Genomic DNA, 15,808 nt, shown 5'->3' with positions numbered 1-15,808 from the left:
ATTTACATAGGGTTATCAGTTTGATCGCGATCACAATTGGATAGAAATTTTTGCTATCAAAAAAATGATTAACCTGGATAAGTGTTTAAACACCCGCATATTCCATTAGGGTCTGGATGTCAGGCGATAGGATTGTCGGCAACGAACCGGACATGGAGAGGATAACAAAGGGTTATGACGGGGCGGGCTGACGCCCCGGTCGGTCAAAAGTCGACTTTGTCTTTGTATTCGCAAAGATCTTCAATAATGCAGGAGCCGCAGCGCGGTTTACGCGCAATGCAGGTGTAGCGGCCATGCAGAATCAGCCAGTGATGGCAGTCAACTTTAAACTCTGCGGGAACCACTTTCAGCAGCTTTTCTTCTACCTGCTCAACGTTTTTACCTGGCGCGAACTGGGTTCGGTTACAGACGCGGAAAATATGCGTATCTACGGCGATGGTGGGCCAGCCAAATGCGGTGTTAAGCACGACGTTAGCGGTCTTGCGACCAACGCCCGGCAGAGCTTCCAGCGCAGCGCGATCTTCGGGTACTTCACCCTGATGTTTTTCCAGCAAGATACGGCAGGTTTTGATGACGTTTTCGGCCTTGCTGTTAAACAAGCCGATTGTCTTGATGTATGACTTAACGCCCTCCACGCCAAGCGCGAGCATGGCGGCAGGGGTATTGGCGACCGGGTAAAGCTTCGCGGTGGCTTTATTAACGCTCACGTCGGTGGCCTGGGCCGACAGCAGGACCGCGATCAACAGTTCAAAAGGCGAATTGAAGTTCAGTTCCGTTGTCGGGTGCGGATTGTTGTCACGCAAGCGGGTTAAAATTTCCAGCCGTTTCGTTTTGTTCATGAGGCATTCCCTGTTTCGCCAGAGGGCAGTTCCGTTGCGACCGCCACGCTGGCGCGGCGTTTTTTCATTTTCTCGTCAATAAGGTATTTCACTGCCAGCATCAGGCCAAGCCCAATGAAGGCGCCCGGCGGCAACATCGCCAGCAGGAAAGGGGAATCGGTGTGGAAAATTTCAATCCGCAGCACTTTCGCCCAGCTTCCCAGCAGGCTGTCCGCGCCGTCAAACAGGGTGCCGTTACCGAGGATCTCACGCAGTGACCCCAACACGAACATCGCGCCAGTGGCGCCCATGCCGATAGCGAAACCGTCAAGCGCCGAAAGCGCCGGTCCTTTCTTCGCCGCAAAAGCTTCCGCGCGGCCCACCACGATGCAGTTGGTCACGATAAGCGGAATAAAGATGCCTAACGACTGGTATAGACCATAGGCATAGGCGTTGATCAGCATCTGCACGGCGCTCACCACCGACGCGATGATCATGACATAAATCGGGATACGAATTTCCGCTGGCGTCCAGCGGCGTAACGCTGAAACGGTCAGGTTGGTGAGCGTCAGCACCAGTGTAGTGGCAAGTCCCAGGCCCAACGCATTGGTTGCCGTTGAGGTCACCGCCAGTAGAGGGCATAAGCCCAACAGCTGAACCAGCGCGGAGTTGTTTTTCCATAACCCCTGGACAATAACGTCTTTGATTTCGCTCATGGTCTATTCTCCACAGGCGGGAAGGTGTGAAAGTTGCGCGGGCAACGTTTGTGCATAAAGTCCAGCGCGCTTCACGGCGTTAACCACTGCGCGAGGCGTAATGGTCGCGCCAGTAAACTGGTCAAAGTCGCCGCCATCTTTTTTTACTGCCCAGCGACTGTCGTTTGCGCCCTGGATCGATTTACCGCTGAAATGCGTGATCCAGTCTGACAAGCGCCGTTCGATTTTATCGCCCAGCCCTGGCGTTTCGTGATGTTCGGTAACCCGCGTGCCTAAAACCGTGCCGTTGAAGTCTGCGCCAACCAGCAGTTGAATCGCGCCGGAGTAACCATCAGGCGCCGTCGCTTCCATTACCGCCGCGACGGGAGTGCCGTTTTTCTCGGCGATATAAACGCGGTGCTCGCCTTTCCCCAGCGCCGGGGCGCTAACGATGAAACAACGGTTCTGTAGCTGATTGTTATAGCGATCGGCGGGCAGCACCTGATCAAAAAGCGCTTTTTGCTGGAGAGCGGCCTGCTCGTCGATGGTCGTTTTGGTCATCATATTGATGGCGGCGGTCAGTCCGGTTGAGCCTGCTGCAAACAGCGCCAGCGTGATGCCATGTTTACGAATCGTTTTCAGCATGGATTATCCTTTGCGATGGCCATACACCCGCGGACGGGTGTAATAATCGATCAGCGGAACCGTAATATTCGCCAGCAGCACGGCGAAGGCTACGCCATCCGGATAACCGCCAAAGCTGCGGATGAGCCAAACCAGCAGCCCCGCAAGCGCGCCGAACACCAGACGACCCCGATTTGTGGTCGAGGCCGTTACCGGATCGGTCAAAATAAAGAACGCGCCGAGCATGGTCGCACCGGAAAGCAGGTGGATTGACGGTGAGGCCAGGGCGTCGGGGGCGAAAAACCAGCCCAGCGTTGCGCAGACACTTAACGAGAGCAGAAAGCTGACCGGAATATGCCAGCGAATCGCTTTTTTCCACAGCAACCAGACACCGCCAGCCAGCCATGCCAGATTGACCCACTGCCAGCCCACACCCGCAAACGCGCCGCGGTAAATAGGGTATTGCTGGATCTGATCAACAGAGCGCCCCGCATGCAGCGCAGTTTTAAAGGTATCCAGCGGCGTGGCCTGACTGATCCCGTCAATGCCCATCCGCAAGCTATTCATATCGTTACCGCTGGCGGTATGACCGGTCAGGATCACCTGAAGCGCATCCATCAGGCCTGGCGATAGCGCGGCAATCTCATGTGGCGGTAGCCAGCTTGTCATCTGAACGGGGAAGGAGATGAGCAGGACAACGTAGCCAATCATTGCCGGGTTAAACGGATTCTGACCCAGGCCGCCATACAGCTGTTTGGCGATAATCACGGCAAAAACGGTACCGAGAACCCCCATCCACCAGGGGGCCAGCGGCGGAATACTGACGGCCAACAGCAATCCGGTCAACACAGCGGAATTGTCTTTTAAAACGGACAGAACCGGCTGTTTACGCAGTCTGAGCACCGCGGCTTCTGCGAGAACGGCGCTGATGCCTGCAAGCACAATCTGAAAAAGCGTGCCCCAGCCAAAAAAACACAGCTGTGCGGCAATACCCGGTACGGCGGCGAGTAAAACCAGCAGCATAATGCGTGATGTCTGACGCTGGTTATGCGTGTAAGGAGAACTTGCGATTCTGAATACCATTTATTCCTCGTTGACAACCTGCTGCTGAGCGGCTTTTTTGGCTTTCGCGCGAGCAATGGCGGCTTCAACCGCCGCTTTACGCGGATCGACCGGTTCGGCGGGCGCGGCCTGTTCGTCCGTTGCCTGCTGCGCCAGCTTACGCGCTTTCGCGCGGGCAATGGCGGCTTCAACCGCCGCTTTACGCGGATCGACCGGTTCGGCGGACGAGGCCTGTTGGTCCGTTGCCTGCTGTGTCAGCTTACGCGCTTTCGCGCGGGCAATGGCGGCTTCAACCGCCGCTTTACGCGGGTCCACCGGCTCGGCAGGCGCGGCCTGTTCGTCCGTTGCCTGCTGCGCCAGCTTACGCGCTTTCGCGCGGGCAATGGCGGCCTCAACCGCCGCTTTACGCGGGTCCACCGGTTCGGCGGGCGCGGCCTGTTCGTCCGTTGCCTGCTGTGTCAGCTTACGCGCTTTCGCGCGGGCAATAGCGGCTTCGACCGCCGCTTTACGCGGGTCGGTATCCGTGGTGACACTATTTTCCGCCTGTTTTGCGCGCGCCTGAGCCTTACGCGCTTCCCGGGCGGCAATGACCGCGCTGTTATCCGGTTTTTCCCCGGCCTGGATGATAACCGGCTGAGTTGCCTGAGCTTGTTTTTGTTTCACTCGCGCAAGGGCTGCAGCGATGGCGTCCTGGTCTTTCGCCGCTGGCTGGACCGCCGCTTTTTTATGGCGCTCAAGGCGTGCCGCTTTTTCGCGTTCCAGACGCGCCTGACGTGCTTCAAATCGCGCTTTGGCTTCCGCCGCCCGTTTTTCTTCCTGGCTTATGGCGTTCAGTTCGGCTTTTTCCTGACGGAAATATTGCACCAGAGGAATATTGCTCGGGCATACCCATGCGCAGGCGCCGCATTCAATGCAGTCAGCAATGTTGTGCGCGGTGGCTTTATCATGCTGCTGCCCTTTACTGAACCAGTAAAGCTGTTGCGGCAGTAGATCGGCCGGGCAGGCGTCCGCACAGGCGCTGCAGCGAATACAGCCTTTTTCTTCCTGGGGTTCGCCCATTTCGGTTGCGGAAGGCGCCAGCAGACAGTTAGTGATTTTGACCACCGGCACATCGAGCCAGGGCAGAGTGAAGCCCATTAGCGGGCCGCCCATGATCACCATTTGATCGGCTGATGGGCAGAATCCCGCGTCGTTCAGAAGATGACGCACCGGCGTACCCAGTCGCGCCCAGACGTTGCCGGGGCGACTGACGGCTTCGCCTGTCAGCGTCACCACGCGTTCGGTAATGGGTTCACCATCAATTACCGCACGTTTAACGGCATAGGCGGTACCGACGTTTTGCATCAGCACGCCGATATCGGAAGAACGACCGCCGTGGGGCACCTGTTTGCCGGTCAGGATCTGGGTAAGTTGTTTCGCGCCGCCTGAGGGATATTTAGTGGGGATCACGCGCAGGGAGATGTCATGAGCGTCGGCCAACACGGCGCGCAACATCGAAATGGCCTGCGGTTTGTTATCTTCAATACCAATCAGAACCTCGCGTGGCTGGAGGATATGCGCAAGGATGCGGATCCCCTCGACGACCTGCGCGGCACAGTCCTGCATCAGGCGATCGTCAGCGGTAATGTAAGGTTCACATTCCGCCGCGTTGACGATCAGCGTTTCGATTTTATCACCGCCGCCCTGCAGTTTTACGCCGGTTGGGAAGCCCGCGCCGCCAAGACCCGCAACGCCATACTGGTGGATGCGGGTGATTAATTCTTCGCGACTATGCGAGGTGTAGTCCGACCAACCTTCACGCTCAATCCAGCGGTCTTCGCCGTCGGCATCAATGATCACGCTCAGTTCAGCGAGGGCGGAGGGATGGGCGGTGGAGTGCGGGGCAATTGCCGCTATCGTTCCGGAGGTGGGCGCATGTACCGGCAGCATTTTTCCGCGCCCACGGGTTAACGGCTGTCCCCGCAATACGTGCTCACCGACAGCAACGCACAGTTCGCCCTCGGCGCCAATGTGCTGTTTTAGGGGAATAACGAAGCGCTGCGCCAGGGGGACCTGACGCAGCGGCGTTCCGTTGGACTGCGATTTCATTTCTGGCGGATGAATACCGCCATCGAAATCCCAGATCTTATTTTTTCTGAAAGCAGAGAATAACTTAAGCATGTTGTTCCACGGGGATAATGCGCACGGGGATCGTGTTTAAATCCCACTTCCAACTGTCAGGCGTCTCGGCGACCGGGCGCAGTTCGATACACTGTGTCGGGCAAGGATCGACGCAGAGATTGCAGCCGGTACAGAGATCGCTCATCACCGTGTGCATGGCGCGCGTCGCACCGACAATCGCGTCAACAGGGCAGGCCTGAATGCACTTCGTGCAGCCGATACAGTTGGCTTCATCAATTACGGCCAGCATACGCACAGGCGCAATGGCCTGTTCATCGCCGTCTATCGGCTGCGGATCGACATTCAACAGTTCAGCGATTTTAAGCATCACCGCTTCGCCGCCGGGCGCACAGCGGTTGATTTTCTCACCCTGGCTACCGATAGCTTCCGCGTAGGGACGACAGCCGGGGTAACCGCACTGCCCACACTGGCTTTGCGGTAAAATTTCATCAATTTTTTCGACGACCGGATCATCTTCCACCGCATAGCGGCGGGAGGCATAGCCCAGAATGGCGCCGAACACCAGGCCCAGCAGGCTCAAGGCGGCAACGGCAATCCAGAAAGCATTCATTACAACTTCACCAAACCACTAAAGCCCATAAAAGCCAGAGACATTAACCCTGCCGTGATCAGCGCAATCGCGTTACCGCGAAAGGGGGCAGGGACATCCGCCACGGCGAGGCGCTCGCGAATGGCGGCAAACAGCACCATGACCAACGAAAAACCGACGGCGGCGGAAAATCCGTACAGCGCCGACTGTAAAAAAGTGTGACCAAGGTTGATATTCAGCAGCGCGACGCCCAGTACTGCACAGTTGGTGGTGATCAACGGTAAGAAAATCCCCAACAGGCGATAAAGCGCCGGGCTGGTCTTACGCACCACCATTTCGGTGAACTGTACAACAACCGCGATAACCAGAATAAAGGCCAGCGTGCGCAGATAAATCAGATTGAGCGGAATCAGGATCCAGGTATCAATCAGCCATGCGCAGATCGAGGCCAGGGTCATCACGAACGTCGTTGCGAGGCCCATTCCCATGGCGGTTTCCAGTTTTTTGGACACCCCCATAAACGGACAAAGCCCCAGAAACTTCACCAGTACAAAGTTATTGACCAGCACAGTTCCGATAAACAGCAGCAGGTAATCAGTCATATTTCGGCCTGAAATAAAAAAGCCGCCTATTATCTGACAATCTACAGCAGGCGACAACAGGTTAACTGTATGGTTATTACGGGTTCACGAAAGTCGATTTCACGCGCGCAGAGCGTTTGAAATAGGGCACCAGCAGTGCTGCCGCCAACAGCGGAAACAGCAGCTGACGTACGGCAAGAGCATCGGGCACGGGCGAAAAGGCAAAGGATTTGATCGCCAGCAAAACCGACACCAGCAACCAGACAATATAGTGCTTTGGCACACAACGTCTGCGCTTAAAGAACGCAATCGTCAACCACAGGGTGTAATACCACATGGCGATCGCGGTAAGAAAAGAAACGCCCCATAAAACCAGATTGCCCCCGCTTTGTTCTGACAACATTCTGAACGTTTGCGGCGTTGCGAGCGCCGTAGCGTAAAGAAAAAGGGCCAGTGAAGCACTTAACAACGCGACTAAAAGCCAGGCCAGTGGGCCAAGTAACCAGCCTCCAATGCGTTGTGCCGGGGTTGTGGTCATAAAATCTCCGGAATTGCCAGACGTACCGTTCTTTTTGGGGCGGTTATTATAAAGCTTTTGCTGGCAAGCGCTACTTTCTTATTGGACGTAACGCCAGACGGACTTTGGCACTTGACCCACATCAAACAGGCGACCGCCGGATACCAGTTCCGCGCGACGGTGATCGGCAGCGCGATACATATTGATGATGTCCCGATCGTCGGTAAGCGTGTAATGGAGATGGTCGAACAACTTTTCCAGACTTTCAAGTGAACTAATTTTGCGGAATTTTAATAAATAATCCTGAACGGTCATAAACAGGGATCCCTAATATAAAAATAATGCCTATTGAGTTGCGAACGTAAAAAAAAATAAACAAACGATCCCTGACCAGGTCGCCCGGGATACCAATGCAAAATAAGTGATTTCTTAACAGCTAAAGCCGTGCCAGACGGCACTGGCCAGAAGGTTATCCTGCTTCATTGAAACTGGCAATATGCGCAGGCGCGGTAAGCGGCAGATTTACCTTTTTCAGATACTTTTTCAGCCTTTTCTGTATTTAAAAGCCCGTTGCTGAACGCCAGACGACGCAAGCCGCCTGGCGGGAGAGCATCATTTTTTCTGAACGACTGCGGTTTGCTCTGGCGGCTGGTAATTATCAATATGATTAGCCACGCCCAGCAGCACCACGGAAAATGCAAGAACCACCCAACCCGTTAATTCGATAATACGATTGATCACTGACGACATTTGCTTTGATTTATCCTTAAACACAGACGGCGAATTTTACTTAGCGAAAGTTAAGCCAGCAAGGGTTTCGGGAACGGTTTCAGTCACTTTATTACCCCGGACGGCGCTTAAATGACGGTTGTTTGACTTAAGTTAACTCTTCGCCTTTCTGCTGCGGGGCGAAGTAAACTATTGTTAGACGATTATGGATAGTGTGAAATGGTCACAGACTGAAACGAGAGGCAACATGATGAGTGACAATATCCGCGTAGGATTGATTGGCTATGGATACGCCAGCAAGACGTTCCACGCGCCGTTAATTGATGGTACACCCGGTCTGGAACTGGCCGTCATTTCCAGCAGCGATGCAGCCAAGGTGAAGGCGGACTGGCCTGCCGTGGCCGTTGTCTCTGAGCCAAAGCATTTGTTTAACGACCCCAATATTGACCTGATTGTCATTCCCACCCCTAACGACACCCATTTCCCGCTGGCGAAAGCCGCGCTGGAAGCCGGTAAGCACGTGGTGGTTGATAAGCCTTTTACCGTGACACTGTCACAAGCTCGCGAACTGGATGCGCTGGCGCGTAGCCTTGGACGGGTGCTTTCCGTCTTTCATAACCGCCGTTGGGACAGCGATTTTCTGACCCTGAAAGCGATGCTGTCAGAGGGCGTGCTGGGGGAAGTGGCCTATTTTGAGTCTCACTTTGACCGCTTCCGCCCGCAGGTCCGCGATCGCTGGCGCGAACAGGGCGGGCCAGGTAGCGGTATCTGGTACGATCTGGCGCCGCATCTGCTGGATCAGGCAATCAATCTGTTTGGTCTGCCGGTCAGTATGACCGTCGATCTGGCGCAACTGCGTCCGGGGGCCCAGTCAACCGACTATTTTCACGCCACGCTCTCTTATCCCCAGCGTCGGGTGATTTTGCATGGAACGATGCTGGCGGCGGCGGAATCGGCGCGCTATATCGTACACGGTTCGCGGGGAAGCTATGTGAAATATGGCCTTGACCCGCAGGAAGAGCGGCTGAAAAACGGCGAGCGTCTGCCACAGGAAGACTGGGGCTACGACATGCGCGACGGCGTGCTTACCCGCGTGGAAGGCGAAACGCGCGTCGAAGAGACCTGGCTGACCGTTCCGGGGAATTATCCGGCGTATTACGCCGGGATCCGCGACGCGCTGAACGGTAATGGAGAAAACCCGGTACCTGCAAGCCAGGCGATTCAGATTATGGAATTGATTGAGCTTGGTATTGAGTCGGCTAAACACCGTTCGACGCTGAGTCTGACGTAAGAGCTATCTGCCCGGCGGCGCTATCGCCCGCCGGGCAGGCTTATGCAGTAGGCCGGATAAGGCATCACCGCCATCCGGCACCGTCCTTTACGCTGCCGCCACTTTTTCGCGCAGCGCCTGTTTTTCCTGCGCACTCAGAAAAGCGATTTCCAGACCGTTGATCTGCGCCTGGCGAATCTGTTCGCGCGTCAGACCCGCAGCCGGCGCCGCGACGGTATACTCATGAATAATATCTACGCCCTGTACTGCCGGATCGTCGGTGTTCAGACTGGCCAGTACGCCGTGCTCAAGGAAAGTTTTCAGCGGATGCGCCGCCAGCGATGCCACGGTGCTGGTCTGTATATTTGATGTCAGGCAGGACTCAATTCCGATGCGCTGCTCCGCAAGAAAGTCCATCAACGCAGGATCCTCAACGGCTTTCACTCCGTGTCCGATGCGCTCTGCGCCCAGCTCACGAATTGCCTGCCAGATGCTTTCCGGGCCCGCGGCTTCTCCCGCATGAACGGTAATGCGCCACCCAGCGTCACGGGCCCGGTTAAAATGCGACAGGAACAAACTGCCCGGGAAGCCCAGTTCATCTCCGGCGAGATCCAACGCGGTGATCTGATCGCGGTGCGCCAGAAGCGCCTCGAGCTCTTGCAAACAGGCGGCTTCGCCAAAAGTGCGGCTCATGATGCCAATCAAACGCGCCGCCACGCCGAAGGCTTCGCAACCTTCGCGTACACCCGCGATGACCGCTTCCACCACGCCCGCGATCGGGAGGTTATGCGTCATGGCCATATAACCCGGAGAAAATCGCAGTTCAACGTAGTGCAGGCCATTTCGGGCGGCATCTTCAACGTTCTCGAACGCCACGCGGCGGCAGGCGTCCAGGGAGCCTAATACTTTGACTCCCCAGTCCAGCTTAGAGAGGAAACTGACCAGATCGGGTTCCGTCGCGGTCACCTGTACATGGGGGATCAACGTGTCGAGCGTCTGGGCTGGAAGCGTCAAATTGAACTGGCGACCAAGGTCGAGGATGGTCTGGGCGCGGATGTTGCCATCCAGGTGGCGATGAATGTCAGTTAACGGCAGGGAAGTATCAATCATGGTCGCACTCATTATTTGAATAGAAAAGTGCGCGCTATTATAAAAACAAATCCCGGTGAAAAGCTATGTTGCGCAATGATTAATTTCATTGCGCAACGGTGCGTTAGCGGACGGCACGAATCGCCTTTATCAGGCCGGAGACGCCTTGTTCAAGTTTCGAACGCGGGCAACCGGCATTTAAACGCACAAAGCCGCGCCCCTCATCGCCATAGGTAAAGCCGGGCATTATGGCGATTTTTTGCTGATGAATAAGCGCAGACTGCAATGCATGATCATCAATCTTCAGCGAACGCAGATCGATCCACGCCAGATACGTTGACTGCGGCGGTTGCCAGGCCAGTTCCGGAAAGGCGCCGTTAAGCGTATCGGCAACATAACGCAAATTATCCTTCAGGTAACCGCGAAGCGCATCCAGCCAGGGCGCGCCTTGCTCGTAGGCTGCGATGTGCGCGGTCAGCGCCAGGACGGCAGGCGACGACAGACCATCGCGACCTTTTAGCGCATTGAGATAACGAGTACGGCTCTGTTCATCTTGTATCAGGCCATACGCGCCAGTAAGCGCCGGAATATTGAAGCTCTTCGAGCCGGAGGTTAACAGCGCCCAGTTGCCGTTCGCCACGTTGCACCAGGGAATGTGCGGCTGTTCTCCCCACACCATGTCCATATGAATTTCATCGGAAATAACCCGAACGCCGTGGCGCTCGCACAGCGCCGCCATGATCTCCAGTTCACCGCGCGTCCAGACTTTACCGGTCGGGTTGTGCGGGCTGCACAGCAACAGAATTTTACTCTCCGGTCGCGCCAGCGCCGCTTCCAGTTTATCCCGATCGCAGATCCATCCCGCACGGGGGTTTTCCAGGGCGACGGGAATCACGGTGCGCTGATTGCCCTCTATGGCTTTGTAAAAAGCGTCATAGGCAGGCGTATGGACAACCACGCCGTCACCCGGCGCGGACCACTGGCGAATTAATTCCGACACCATATAGATCACCGAGGGGCCATACACCAGCGAACCGGTGTCGATCGTGGTGTTGTGCCGTTGATCGAACCAGGAGGCGATGGCGCCGAGAAACGCATCATTTTGCCAGCGGCTGTAGCCCAGTACGCCGTGAGCGAGGCGCTGGTGCAGCGCCTCCAGGATACAGGGCGCCGTCGCGAAATCCATATCGGAAATGGTAAACGGCAGCAGATCGGCAGAACCAAAACGGTCGGCAACGTAATCCCATTGGGTGCACCAGGTCCCATGCCTGTCAACAACGGTTGAAAAATCGAACATAGCGTAGCCCTTATGCCTGAACGGTATTCATCAGACCCGCCATTTCGTCTTTCACCGACTGAACCTGCGGACCAATGACCACCTGCAAATTATGCTGATTCAACTGAACCACCCCAATGGCGCGGTTGTCCTTGAGCGCCTGTACGTTCACAAGCGACATATCCTTCACCGACAGACGCAGGCGGGTGATGCAGTTATCAAGGCTGACGATATTATCGGCACCGCCCAGCGCCGCCAGAATGGCTGGCACATTATAGCCCGATTTACCCGGCGCGCCGGCAACGGCTTTTTCTATCGTGCTGGCGATGTCACTGTCGCGACCCGGCGTTTTCAGATTAAAGCGGGTGATGGCGAAGCGGAAAATGACGTAGTACACCGCGAACCAGATAGCGGCTACCACTGGCACCAGATACCACTTGGTCGACAGGCCGTGCAGAATACCAAACACGACAAAATCGATAATATTGCCGTCAGTGTTGCCGATGGTCACGCCCAGCACCGACATAATGGTGAAACCCAGACCCGTCAGTAACGCGTGAATCACATACAGTACCGGGGCAACGAACAGGAATAAAAATTCCAGCGGTTCCGTGGTGCCGCCCACGACGCACGCGATCAGGCCAGATATCAACAGTCCTTTGATTTTATGGCGATTTTCAGGCCGGGCGCAGTGATACATCGCTAATGCGGCTCCCGGTAAGCCACCGAGAAACGCGGGCATTTTACCCTGTGAGAGGAAGCGGGTTGCGCTTTCAGAGAAACCCTGTGTGGTAGGGCAGCTCAACTGCGCCTGGAAGATAGTCAGGGCGCCGCTCACCGTATGACCGCACACTTCCTGGGTACCGCCTGCGTCGGTAAAGCGAATCAGCGCAACCAGAATGTGATGTAAACCAAACGGTAACAGCAGACGTTCGCCGGTACCAAACAACATAGGGCCAAAGTCGCCCGCGCTGTTAATCATATGACCGAGTCCGCTGATGCCCATCGCAAATACCGGCCAAACCAGTGGAATGACCAGACCCACCAGGCCCATGACCACGGAAGAGATAATCGGCACAAAGCGGGTCCCGCCGAAGAATGCCAGCGCATCCGGCAGACGAATATTGTGAAAACGTTCGTGCAGCATCCAGACGATAATACCGGCGATGACCGCGCCGAGGATCCCGGTGTCGATGGACGGGATCCCGAGGATATTCTGGATGTTATTGGCTTTCAGCACCGCCGGGTCGGTGGCGGGCAGAATGCCTTTTGCGGTTAGCCAGAAGTTAACCGCAAGGTTCATCACCGCATAGCCGACGAAACCGGCGAACGCGGCGACGCCTTTGTTTTCGCGCGCCAGACCTAAAGGAATCGCGATGCAGAACATGACCGGCAGGAAGCTAAAGGCGAATGAACCGACTTTGCTCATCCAGGTGAAGATCGCCTGCAGGACCGGATTGCCCAACGCCGGAAGCAGAGTCAGCACATCGTGGCTGCTTAACGAACTGCCGATGCCCAGCATAATGCCGCAAAACGACAGTAAAGCGACGGGCAGCATGAAGGTTTTGCCCAACTGCTGGAAAAATTCCCATAACGTGATTTTGGGTGCTGTTTTTGCCGTCATCTAACGACTCCTTGTGAAAATCCATCGGTAACGCGTAAATTTGAGCGGAAAGATAAAACGTTTTACCTTATTTTAGTGCGGCGCAAATCACATTATCGAAGGATAATAGGGCGTATAAATATAAGTGATTGATAAAACGTTTTATCTGTCACGTTAGCAGGGGAGTTTGTTGTTTCCATGGCTATAGCCAAAAAAATCACTATCCACGATGTGGCGCTGGCGGCGGGGGTGTCGGTCAGTACGGTTTCGCTGGTGCTCAGCGGTAAAGGACGTATTTCAACCGCCACCGGCGAGCGCGTCAATGCGGCGATCGAAGAACTGGGCTTTGTGCGCAACCGTCAGGCTTCCGCGCTGCGGGGAGGACAGAGCGGCGTTGTTGGGCTGATCGTTCGTGATTTATCCGCCCGGTTTTACGCGGAGCTCACCGCGGGCTTGACCGAAGCGCTGGAGTCGCAGGGACGGATGGTCTTTCTGCTGCATGGCGGACATGACGGCGAACAGCTGGAACAGCGTTTTACGATGTTACTGAATCAGGGTGTCGATGGGGTGATCATCGCCGGCGCTGCGGGGAGCAGTGAGACGCTACGCGTGATGGCGGAAGAAAAGGGCATTCCCGTGGTGTTTGCCTCTCGCGCCAGCTATCCCGACGACGTGGATACTGTGCGCCCCGACAATATGCAGGCGGCACAGTTGCTGACGGAGCATCTCATCCGCCACGGCCATCAGCGTATTGCCTGGTTAGGCGGGCAAAGCTCCTCTTTGACCCGGGCCGAACGCGTGGGCGGCTACTGCGCCACGCTGTTGAAATATGGTCTGCCGTTTCACAGTGACTGGGTGCTGGAGTGCGCCACCAGCCAAAAACAGGCGGCTGAGGCCATCACCACGTTGCTACGACGAAATCCGACCATCAGCGCCGTGGTCTGCTATAACGAAGTGATCGCCATGGGCGCGTGGTTTGGCCTGATGCGCGCCGGTCGCCAGAGCGGCGAGGTCGGCGTCGATCGTTACTTTGAACAGCAGATTTCACTGGGGGCGTTTGCCGACGTTCCGGAAAACGCGCTGGATGATTTGCCTATTGTCTGGGCCACAACGCCGGCGCGCGAAATGGGGTATTCCCTGGCGGAACGCATACTGCAACGCATCGGCCATGATGACGGACACAACCGTAACCAGACGTTATCGGCGCGGCTGGTGATACAAAAATAAACCCCTCAGACGAGGGGTTCAGAGGGGGCCTTACGGCTGCGTCGGTGCGTCTGGCACCGGCAATGACGCCATGCCGAACAAGCCGACAAATTCTTCCAGCGGCATTTTATTCCCGTTCAGCGTCACCTGGCCGTTAGCGTACTGCAGGCTGCTGCCAATGGTGTTGTCTTCCAGGGTGGTCACCCGGAACATCTGCCCCATGGCTGACAGACCTTTGACCTGCTGCGTAGCCAGTTTTTCCGCCTGCTCCTGCTGGTAACCTTCCAGTTTGGCAATCTGCGTCATGAACTCAACGGCCATATCCATGGGGATGGCTAATTTGCCGTCAAGTGATTTCACCGAACGGTCGACTTCATCGGCCAGCGTCTTCGGCTCGCCCTGCGCGGTTGCCGGGTCTTTCAGGAACAGGGACAGGTTAAAGGTGGTTTCACCTTTTGCGTTTTTCCAGCTCAGCGGCGCGACCGTCACCACCGGTTCACCTTTCATCAGCAGCGGCAGGGCGCTGAAGAACGCCTCGGTCACTTTTTGCTGATAGAGTTCCGGGTTATCTGCGATTTCCGGCTGTGTCAACAGCGCCTGGGTTTGCGCATTATACTGCTGGCTAAACTGATGCCATGCTTCGCCGTCTATCTGGCCCACTTTCAGCGTCAGCTTACCGCTACCCAGATCCTGATTCTGCACTTTCAGGCTGTTAAGCGAATAATCCAACTGGCTGTTAATGGTTTTGCCGTCGTTGACCAGATCGGTTTTGCCGTTAATTTCCATACCTTCGAGCAGCGCCATCTCTTTGCCTTCAACAGAGATCGCCATTTTATCGAGGGTCAGTTTCTGATCGCCAACGCGCTCGCCGAAGCTCGCGAGGGTGCTGGAACCTTCGGTCTTAAGATTGTTGAAGGTGAACTGAACCTTCTGACCATATTCGTTTACTGCGTTCACCAGACCACTCTGCGCTTCACCGGAAAGCGACACCTCTTTGCCTTCTTTGTCGGCGTTGAAGATGAACTCGCCGCCGCTAAAGGCAACTTTATCGGTCTCATTCTCGTAATTCAGCGGCTTCACCGCCATCACCGAACGCGTATCGCCGCTGTAGCTTATACGGGAGTTGATCTCAAAGGGAGCTTCGCCTTTGGCGAGATCAAACAGCGGCTTGCTGACCTCGTTATTTTGCAGGGTGGTTTTCACCGAGGCCATTGACGGGATGAGATTCAGGGTTTTTAACTGCGCGAAGGGGAAAGGACCATGATCGACAGACTCATTGAAAACCACGCTCTGGCCCGCTTTCAGCCACGGATTTTCTTTGCCGGCAACCGGCTTAAGCACCAGTTGCAGCTGGCTGCTGAACACGCCGCGCTGATAGTTTTGATAGCCAAGTTCCACATTCGCCTGCGGCGCGCTGCGCTTAATTTGCTCATTGGCCTGACTGACCATCTCAGAAAGATGGGTTTCCAGCTTCTTACCTGTGTACCATGCACCGCCCGTCCAGACGATACCGAGTGCGACGATGACACTCGCAGCTACCAGCGATTTTTTCATATTGTTTATCCATAAAATGAAACCAGGCAGCCCGGGCCGCCTGGAGAACGCAAAGACCTCTTACTAGCTTAGCA

Annotated in this window: 16 protein-coding genes; 2 read left to right on the top strand and 14 right to left on the bottom strand. The window is 55.7% G+C overall.

What is annotated here, in order from left to right; genetic code table 11:
* Window positions 1-203 precede the first annotated feature (203 nt).
* The 10 genes from nth to blr form a co-directional block, all read right to left on the bottom strand.
* Window positions 204-839: an endonuclease III gene (gene nth, locus OGY07_RS20870; RefSeq protein ID WP_060569707.1), complete on the bottom strand. Its 636-nt coding sequence runs from the start codon at window positions 837-839 to the stop codon at window positions 204-206.
* Window positions 836-1,534 carry an electron transport complex subunit E gene (locus OGY07_RS20865; protein WP_042282805.1) on the bottom strand — a complete coding sequence of 233 codons (699 nt, stop codon included), beginning with the start codon at window positions 1,532-1,534 and terminating at the stop codon, window positions 836-838. The genes nth and OGY07_RS20865 overlap by 4 nt, the downstream gene beginning before the upstream one ends.
* 3 nt (window positions 1,535-1,537) lie before the next feature.
* Window positions 1,538-2,158 (bottom strand): electron transport complex subunit RsxG, encoded by a 621-nt coding sequence (gene rsxG / locus OGY07_RS20860; protein ID WP_042282807.1) that lies wholly within the window; start codon window positions 2,156-2,158, stop codon window positions 1,538-1,540.
* A gap of 3 nt (window positions 2,159-2,161) precedes the next feature.
* Entirely contained in the window at window positions 2,162-3,220 is a 1,059-nt protein-coding gene (gene rsxD, locus OGY07_RS20855; RefSeq protein ID WP_286602919.1) for an electron transport complex subunit RsxD, read from the bottom strand.
* Window positions 3,221-5,359 (bottom strand): electron transport complex subunit RsxC, encoded by a 2,139-nt coding sequence (rsxC, locus tag OGY07_RS20850; protein WP_286602917.1) that lies wholly within the window; start codon window positions 5,357-5,359, stop codon window positions 3,221-3,223.
* Window positions 5,352-5,930, bottom strand: coding sequence for an electron transport complex subunit RsxB (gene rsxB, locus OGY07_RS20845; RefSeq protein ID WP_042282812.1), 579 nt, complete (start codon window positions 5,928-5,930; stop codon window positions 5,352-5,354). The genes rsxC and rsxB overlap by 8 nt, the downstream gene beginning before the upstream one ends.
* A complete protein-coding gene (rsxA, locus tag OGY07_RS20840) occupies window positions 5,930-6,511 on the bottom strand; it encodes an electron transport complex subunit RsxA (RefSeq protein ID WP_042282814.1) in 582 nt (193 codons plus the stop codon). The genes rsxB and rsxA overlap by 1 nt, the downstream gene beginning before the upstream one ends.
* A 76-nt stretch (window positions 6,512-6,587) precedes the next feature.
* Window positions 6,588-7,028, bottom strand: a complete 441-nt coding sequence (locus OGY07_RS20835) for a DUF2569 domain-containing protein (RefSeq protein ID WP_042282816.1) — start codon at window positions 7,026-7,028, stop codon at window positions 6,588-6,590.
* A 78-nt stretch (window positions 7,029-7,106) separates the two neighbouring features.
* On the bottom strand, window positions 7,107-7,322 hold the full coding sequence (ydgT, locus tag OGY07_RS20830) for a transcription modulator YdgT (protein WP_042282818.1): 216 nt from the start codon (window positions 7,320-7,322) through the stop codon (window positions 7,107-7,109).
* Window positions 7,323-7,619: 297 nt separating this feature from the next.
* Window positions 7,620-7,745, bottom strand: coding sequence for a division septum protein Blr (blr, locus tag OGY07_RS20825; RefSeq protein WP_042284684.1), 126 nt, complete (start codon window positions 7,743-7,745; stop codon window positions 7,620-7,622).
* A gap of 241 nt (window positions 7,746-7,986) precedes the next feature.
* Here blr and OGY07_RS20820 point away from each other — a divergent pair, with 241 nt between their 5' ends.
* Window positions 7,987-9,027 carry an oxidoreductase gene (locus OGY07_RS20820; RefSeq protein ID WP_286603416.1) on the top strand — a complete coding sequence of 347 codons (1,041 nt, stop codon included), beginning with the start codon at window positions 7,987-7,989 and terminating at the stop codon, window positions 9,025-9,027.
* Window positions 9,028-9,114: 87 nt separating this feature from the next.
* Here OGY07_RS20820 and add read toward each other — a convergent pair whose 3' ends face one another.
* From add to malX, 3 genes are all read right to left on the bottom strand, one after another.
* On the bottom strand, window positions 9,115-10,116 hold the full coding sequence (gene add, locus OGY07_RS20815) for an adenosine deaminase (RefSeq protein ID WP_286602912.1): 1,002 nt from the start codon (window positions 10,114-10,116) through the stop codon (window positions 9,115-9,117).
* Window positions 10,117-10,219: 103 nt separating this feature from the next.
* Window positions 10,220-11,392 (bottom strand): MalY/PatB family protein, encoded by a 1,173-nt coding sequence (locus OGY07_RS20810; RefSeq protein WP_286602910.1) that lies wholly within the window; start codon window positions 11,390-11,392, stop codon window positions 10,220-10,222.
* Between the two features lie 10 nt (window positions 11,393-11,402).
* Window positions 11,403-12,995 (bottom strand): PTS maltose transporter subunit IICB, encoded by a 1,593-nt coding sequence (malX, locus tag OGY07_RS20805; protein ID WP_042282825.1) that lies wholly within the window; start codon window positions 12,993-12,995, stop codon window positions 11,403-11,405.
* 177 nt (window positions 12,996-13,172) lie between these two features.
* On the opposite strand from malX, the gene OGY07_RS20800 reads away from it, so the two are divergent.
* The gene (locus tag OGY07_RS20800; RefSeq protein ID WP_286602906.1) at window positions 13,173-14,201 is read left to right on the top strand and encodes a Mal regulon transcriptional regulator MalI; all 1,029 of its coding nucleotides are present in this window, start codon (window positions 13,173-13,175) and stop codon (window positions 14,199-14,201) included.
* Between the two features lie 30 nt (window positions 14,202-14,231).
* Here the strand turns inward: OGY07_RS20800 and OGY07_RS20795 are convergent, their stop codons facing one another.
* Complete coding sequence (locus tag OGY07_RS20795; RefSeq protein WP_286602904.1) at window positions 14,232-15,734, bottom strand: YdgA family protein; 1,503 nt, start codon at window positions 15,732-15,734, stop codon at window positions 14,232-14,234.
* Window positions 15,735-15,808 lie beyond the last annotated feature (74 nt).

The organism is Citrobacter sp. Cs237, assembly GCF_030332325.1.
In the GTDB taxonomy this organism is placed as follows: domain Bacteria; phylum Pseudomonadota; class Gammaproteobacteria; order Enterobacterales; family Enterobacteriaceae; genus Citrobacter_A; species Citrobacter_A sedlakii.
This window is presented reverse-complemented; position numbering and strand designations above follow the sequence as displayed.

What these genes read in the sequence shown, in the direction of transcription:
- OGY07_RS20865 (WP_042282805.1), bottom strand. Translation starts at nt 1,534, where the DNA reads ATGAGCGAAATCAAAGACGTTATTGTCCAGGGGTTATGGAAAAACAAC.
- add (WP_286602912.1), bottom strand. Translation starts at nt 10,116, where the DNA reads ATGATTGATACTTCCCTGCCGTTAACTGACATTCATCGCCACCTGGAT.
- OGY07_RS20820 (WP_286603416.1), top strand. Translation starts at nt 7,987, where the DNA reads ATGAGTGACAATATCCGCGTAGGATTGATTGGCTATGGATACGCCAGC.
- rsxA (WP_042282814.1), bottom strand. Translation starts at nt 6,511, where the DNA reads ATGACTGATTACCTGCTGCTGTTTATCGGAACTGTGCTGGTCAATAAC.
- rsxB (WP_042282812.1), bottom strand. Translation starts at nt 5,930, where the DNA reads ATGAATGCTTTCTGGATTGCCGTTGCCGCCTTGAGCCTGCTGGGCCTG.
- OGY07_RS20810 (WP_286602910.1), bottom strand. Translation starts at nt 11,392, where the DNA reads ATGTTCGATTTTTCAACCGTTGTTGACAGGCATGGGACCTGGTGCACC.
- ydgT (WP_042282818.1), bottom strand. Translation starts at nt 7,322, where the DNA reads ATGACCGTTCAGGATTATTTATTAAAATTCCGCAAAATTAGTTCACTT.
- OGY07_RS20795 (WP_286602904.1), bottom strand. Translation starts at nt 15,734, where the DNA reads ATGAAAAAATCGCTGGTAGCTGCGAGTGTCATCGTCGCACTCGGTATC.
- rsxG (WP_042282807.1), bottom strand. Translation starts at nt 2,158, where the DNA reads ATGCTGAAAACGATTCGTAAACATGGCATCACGCTGGCGCTGTTTGCA.
- malX (WP_042282825.1), bottom strand. Translation starts at nt 12,995, where the DNA reads ATGACGGCAAAAACAGCACCCAAAATCACGTTATGGGAATTTTTCCAG.
- rsxD (WP_286602919.1), bottom strand. Translation starts at nt 3,220, where the DNA reads ATGGTATTCAGAATCGCAAGTTCTCCTTACACGCATAACCAGCGTCAG.
- rsxC (WP_286602917.1), bottom strand. Translation starts at nt 5,359, where the DNA reads ATGCTTAAGTTATTCTCTGCTTTCAGAAAAAATAAGATCTGGGATTTC.
- OGY07_RS20835 (WP_042282816.1), bottom strand. Translation starts at nt 7,028, where the DNA reads ATGACCACAACCCCGGCACAACGCATTGGAGGCTGGTTACTTGGCCCA.
- OGY07_RS20800 (WP_286602906.1), top strand. Translation starts at nt 13,173, where the DNA reads ATGGCTATAGCCAAAAAAATCACTATCCACGATGTGGCGCTGGCGGCG.
- nth (WP_060569707.1), bottom strand. Translation starts at nt 839, where the DNA reads ATGAACAAAACGAAACGGCTGGAAATTTTAACCCGCTTGCGTGACAAC.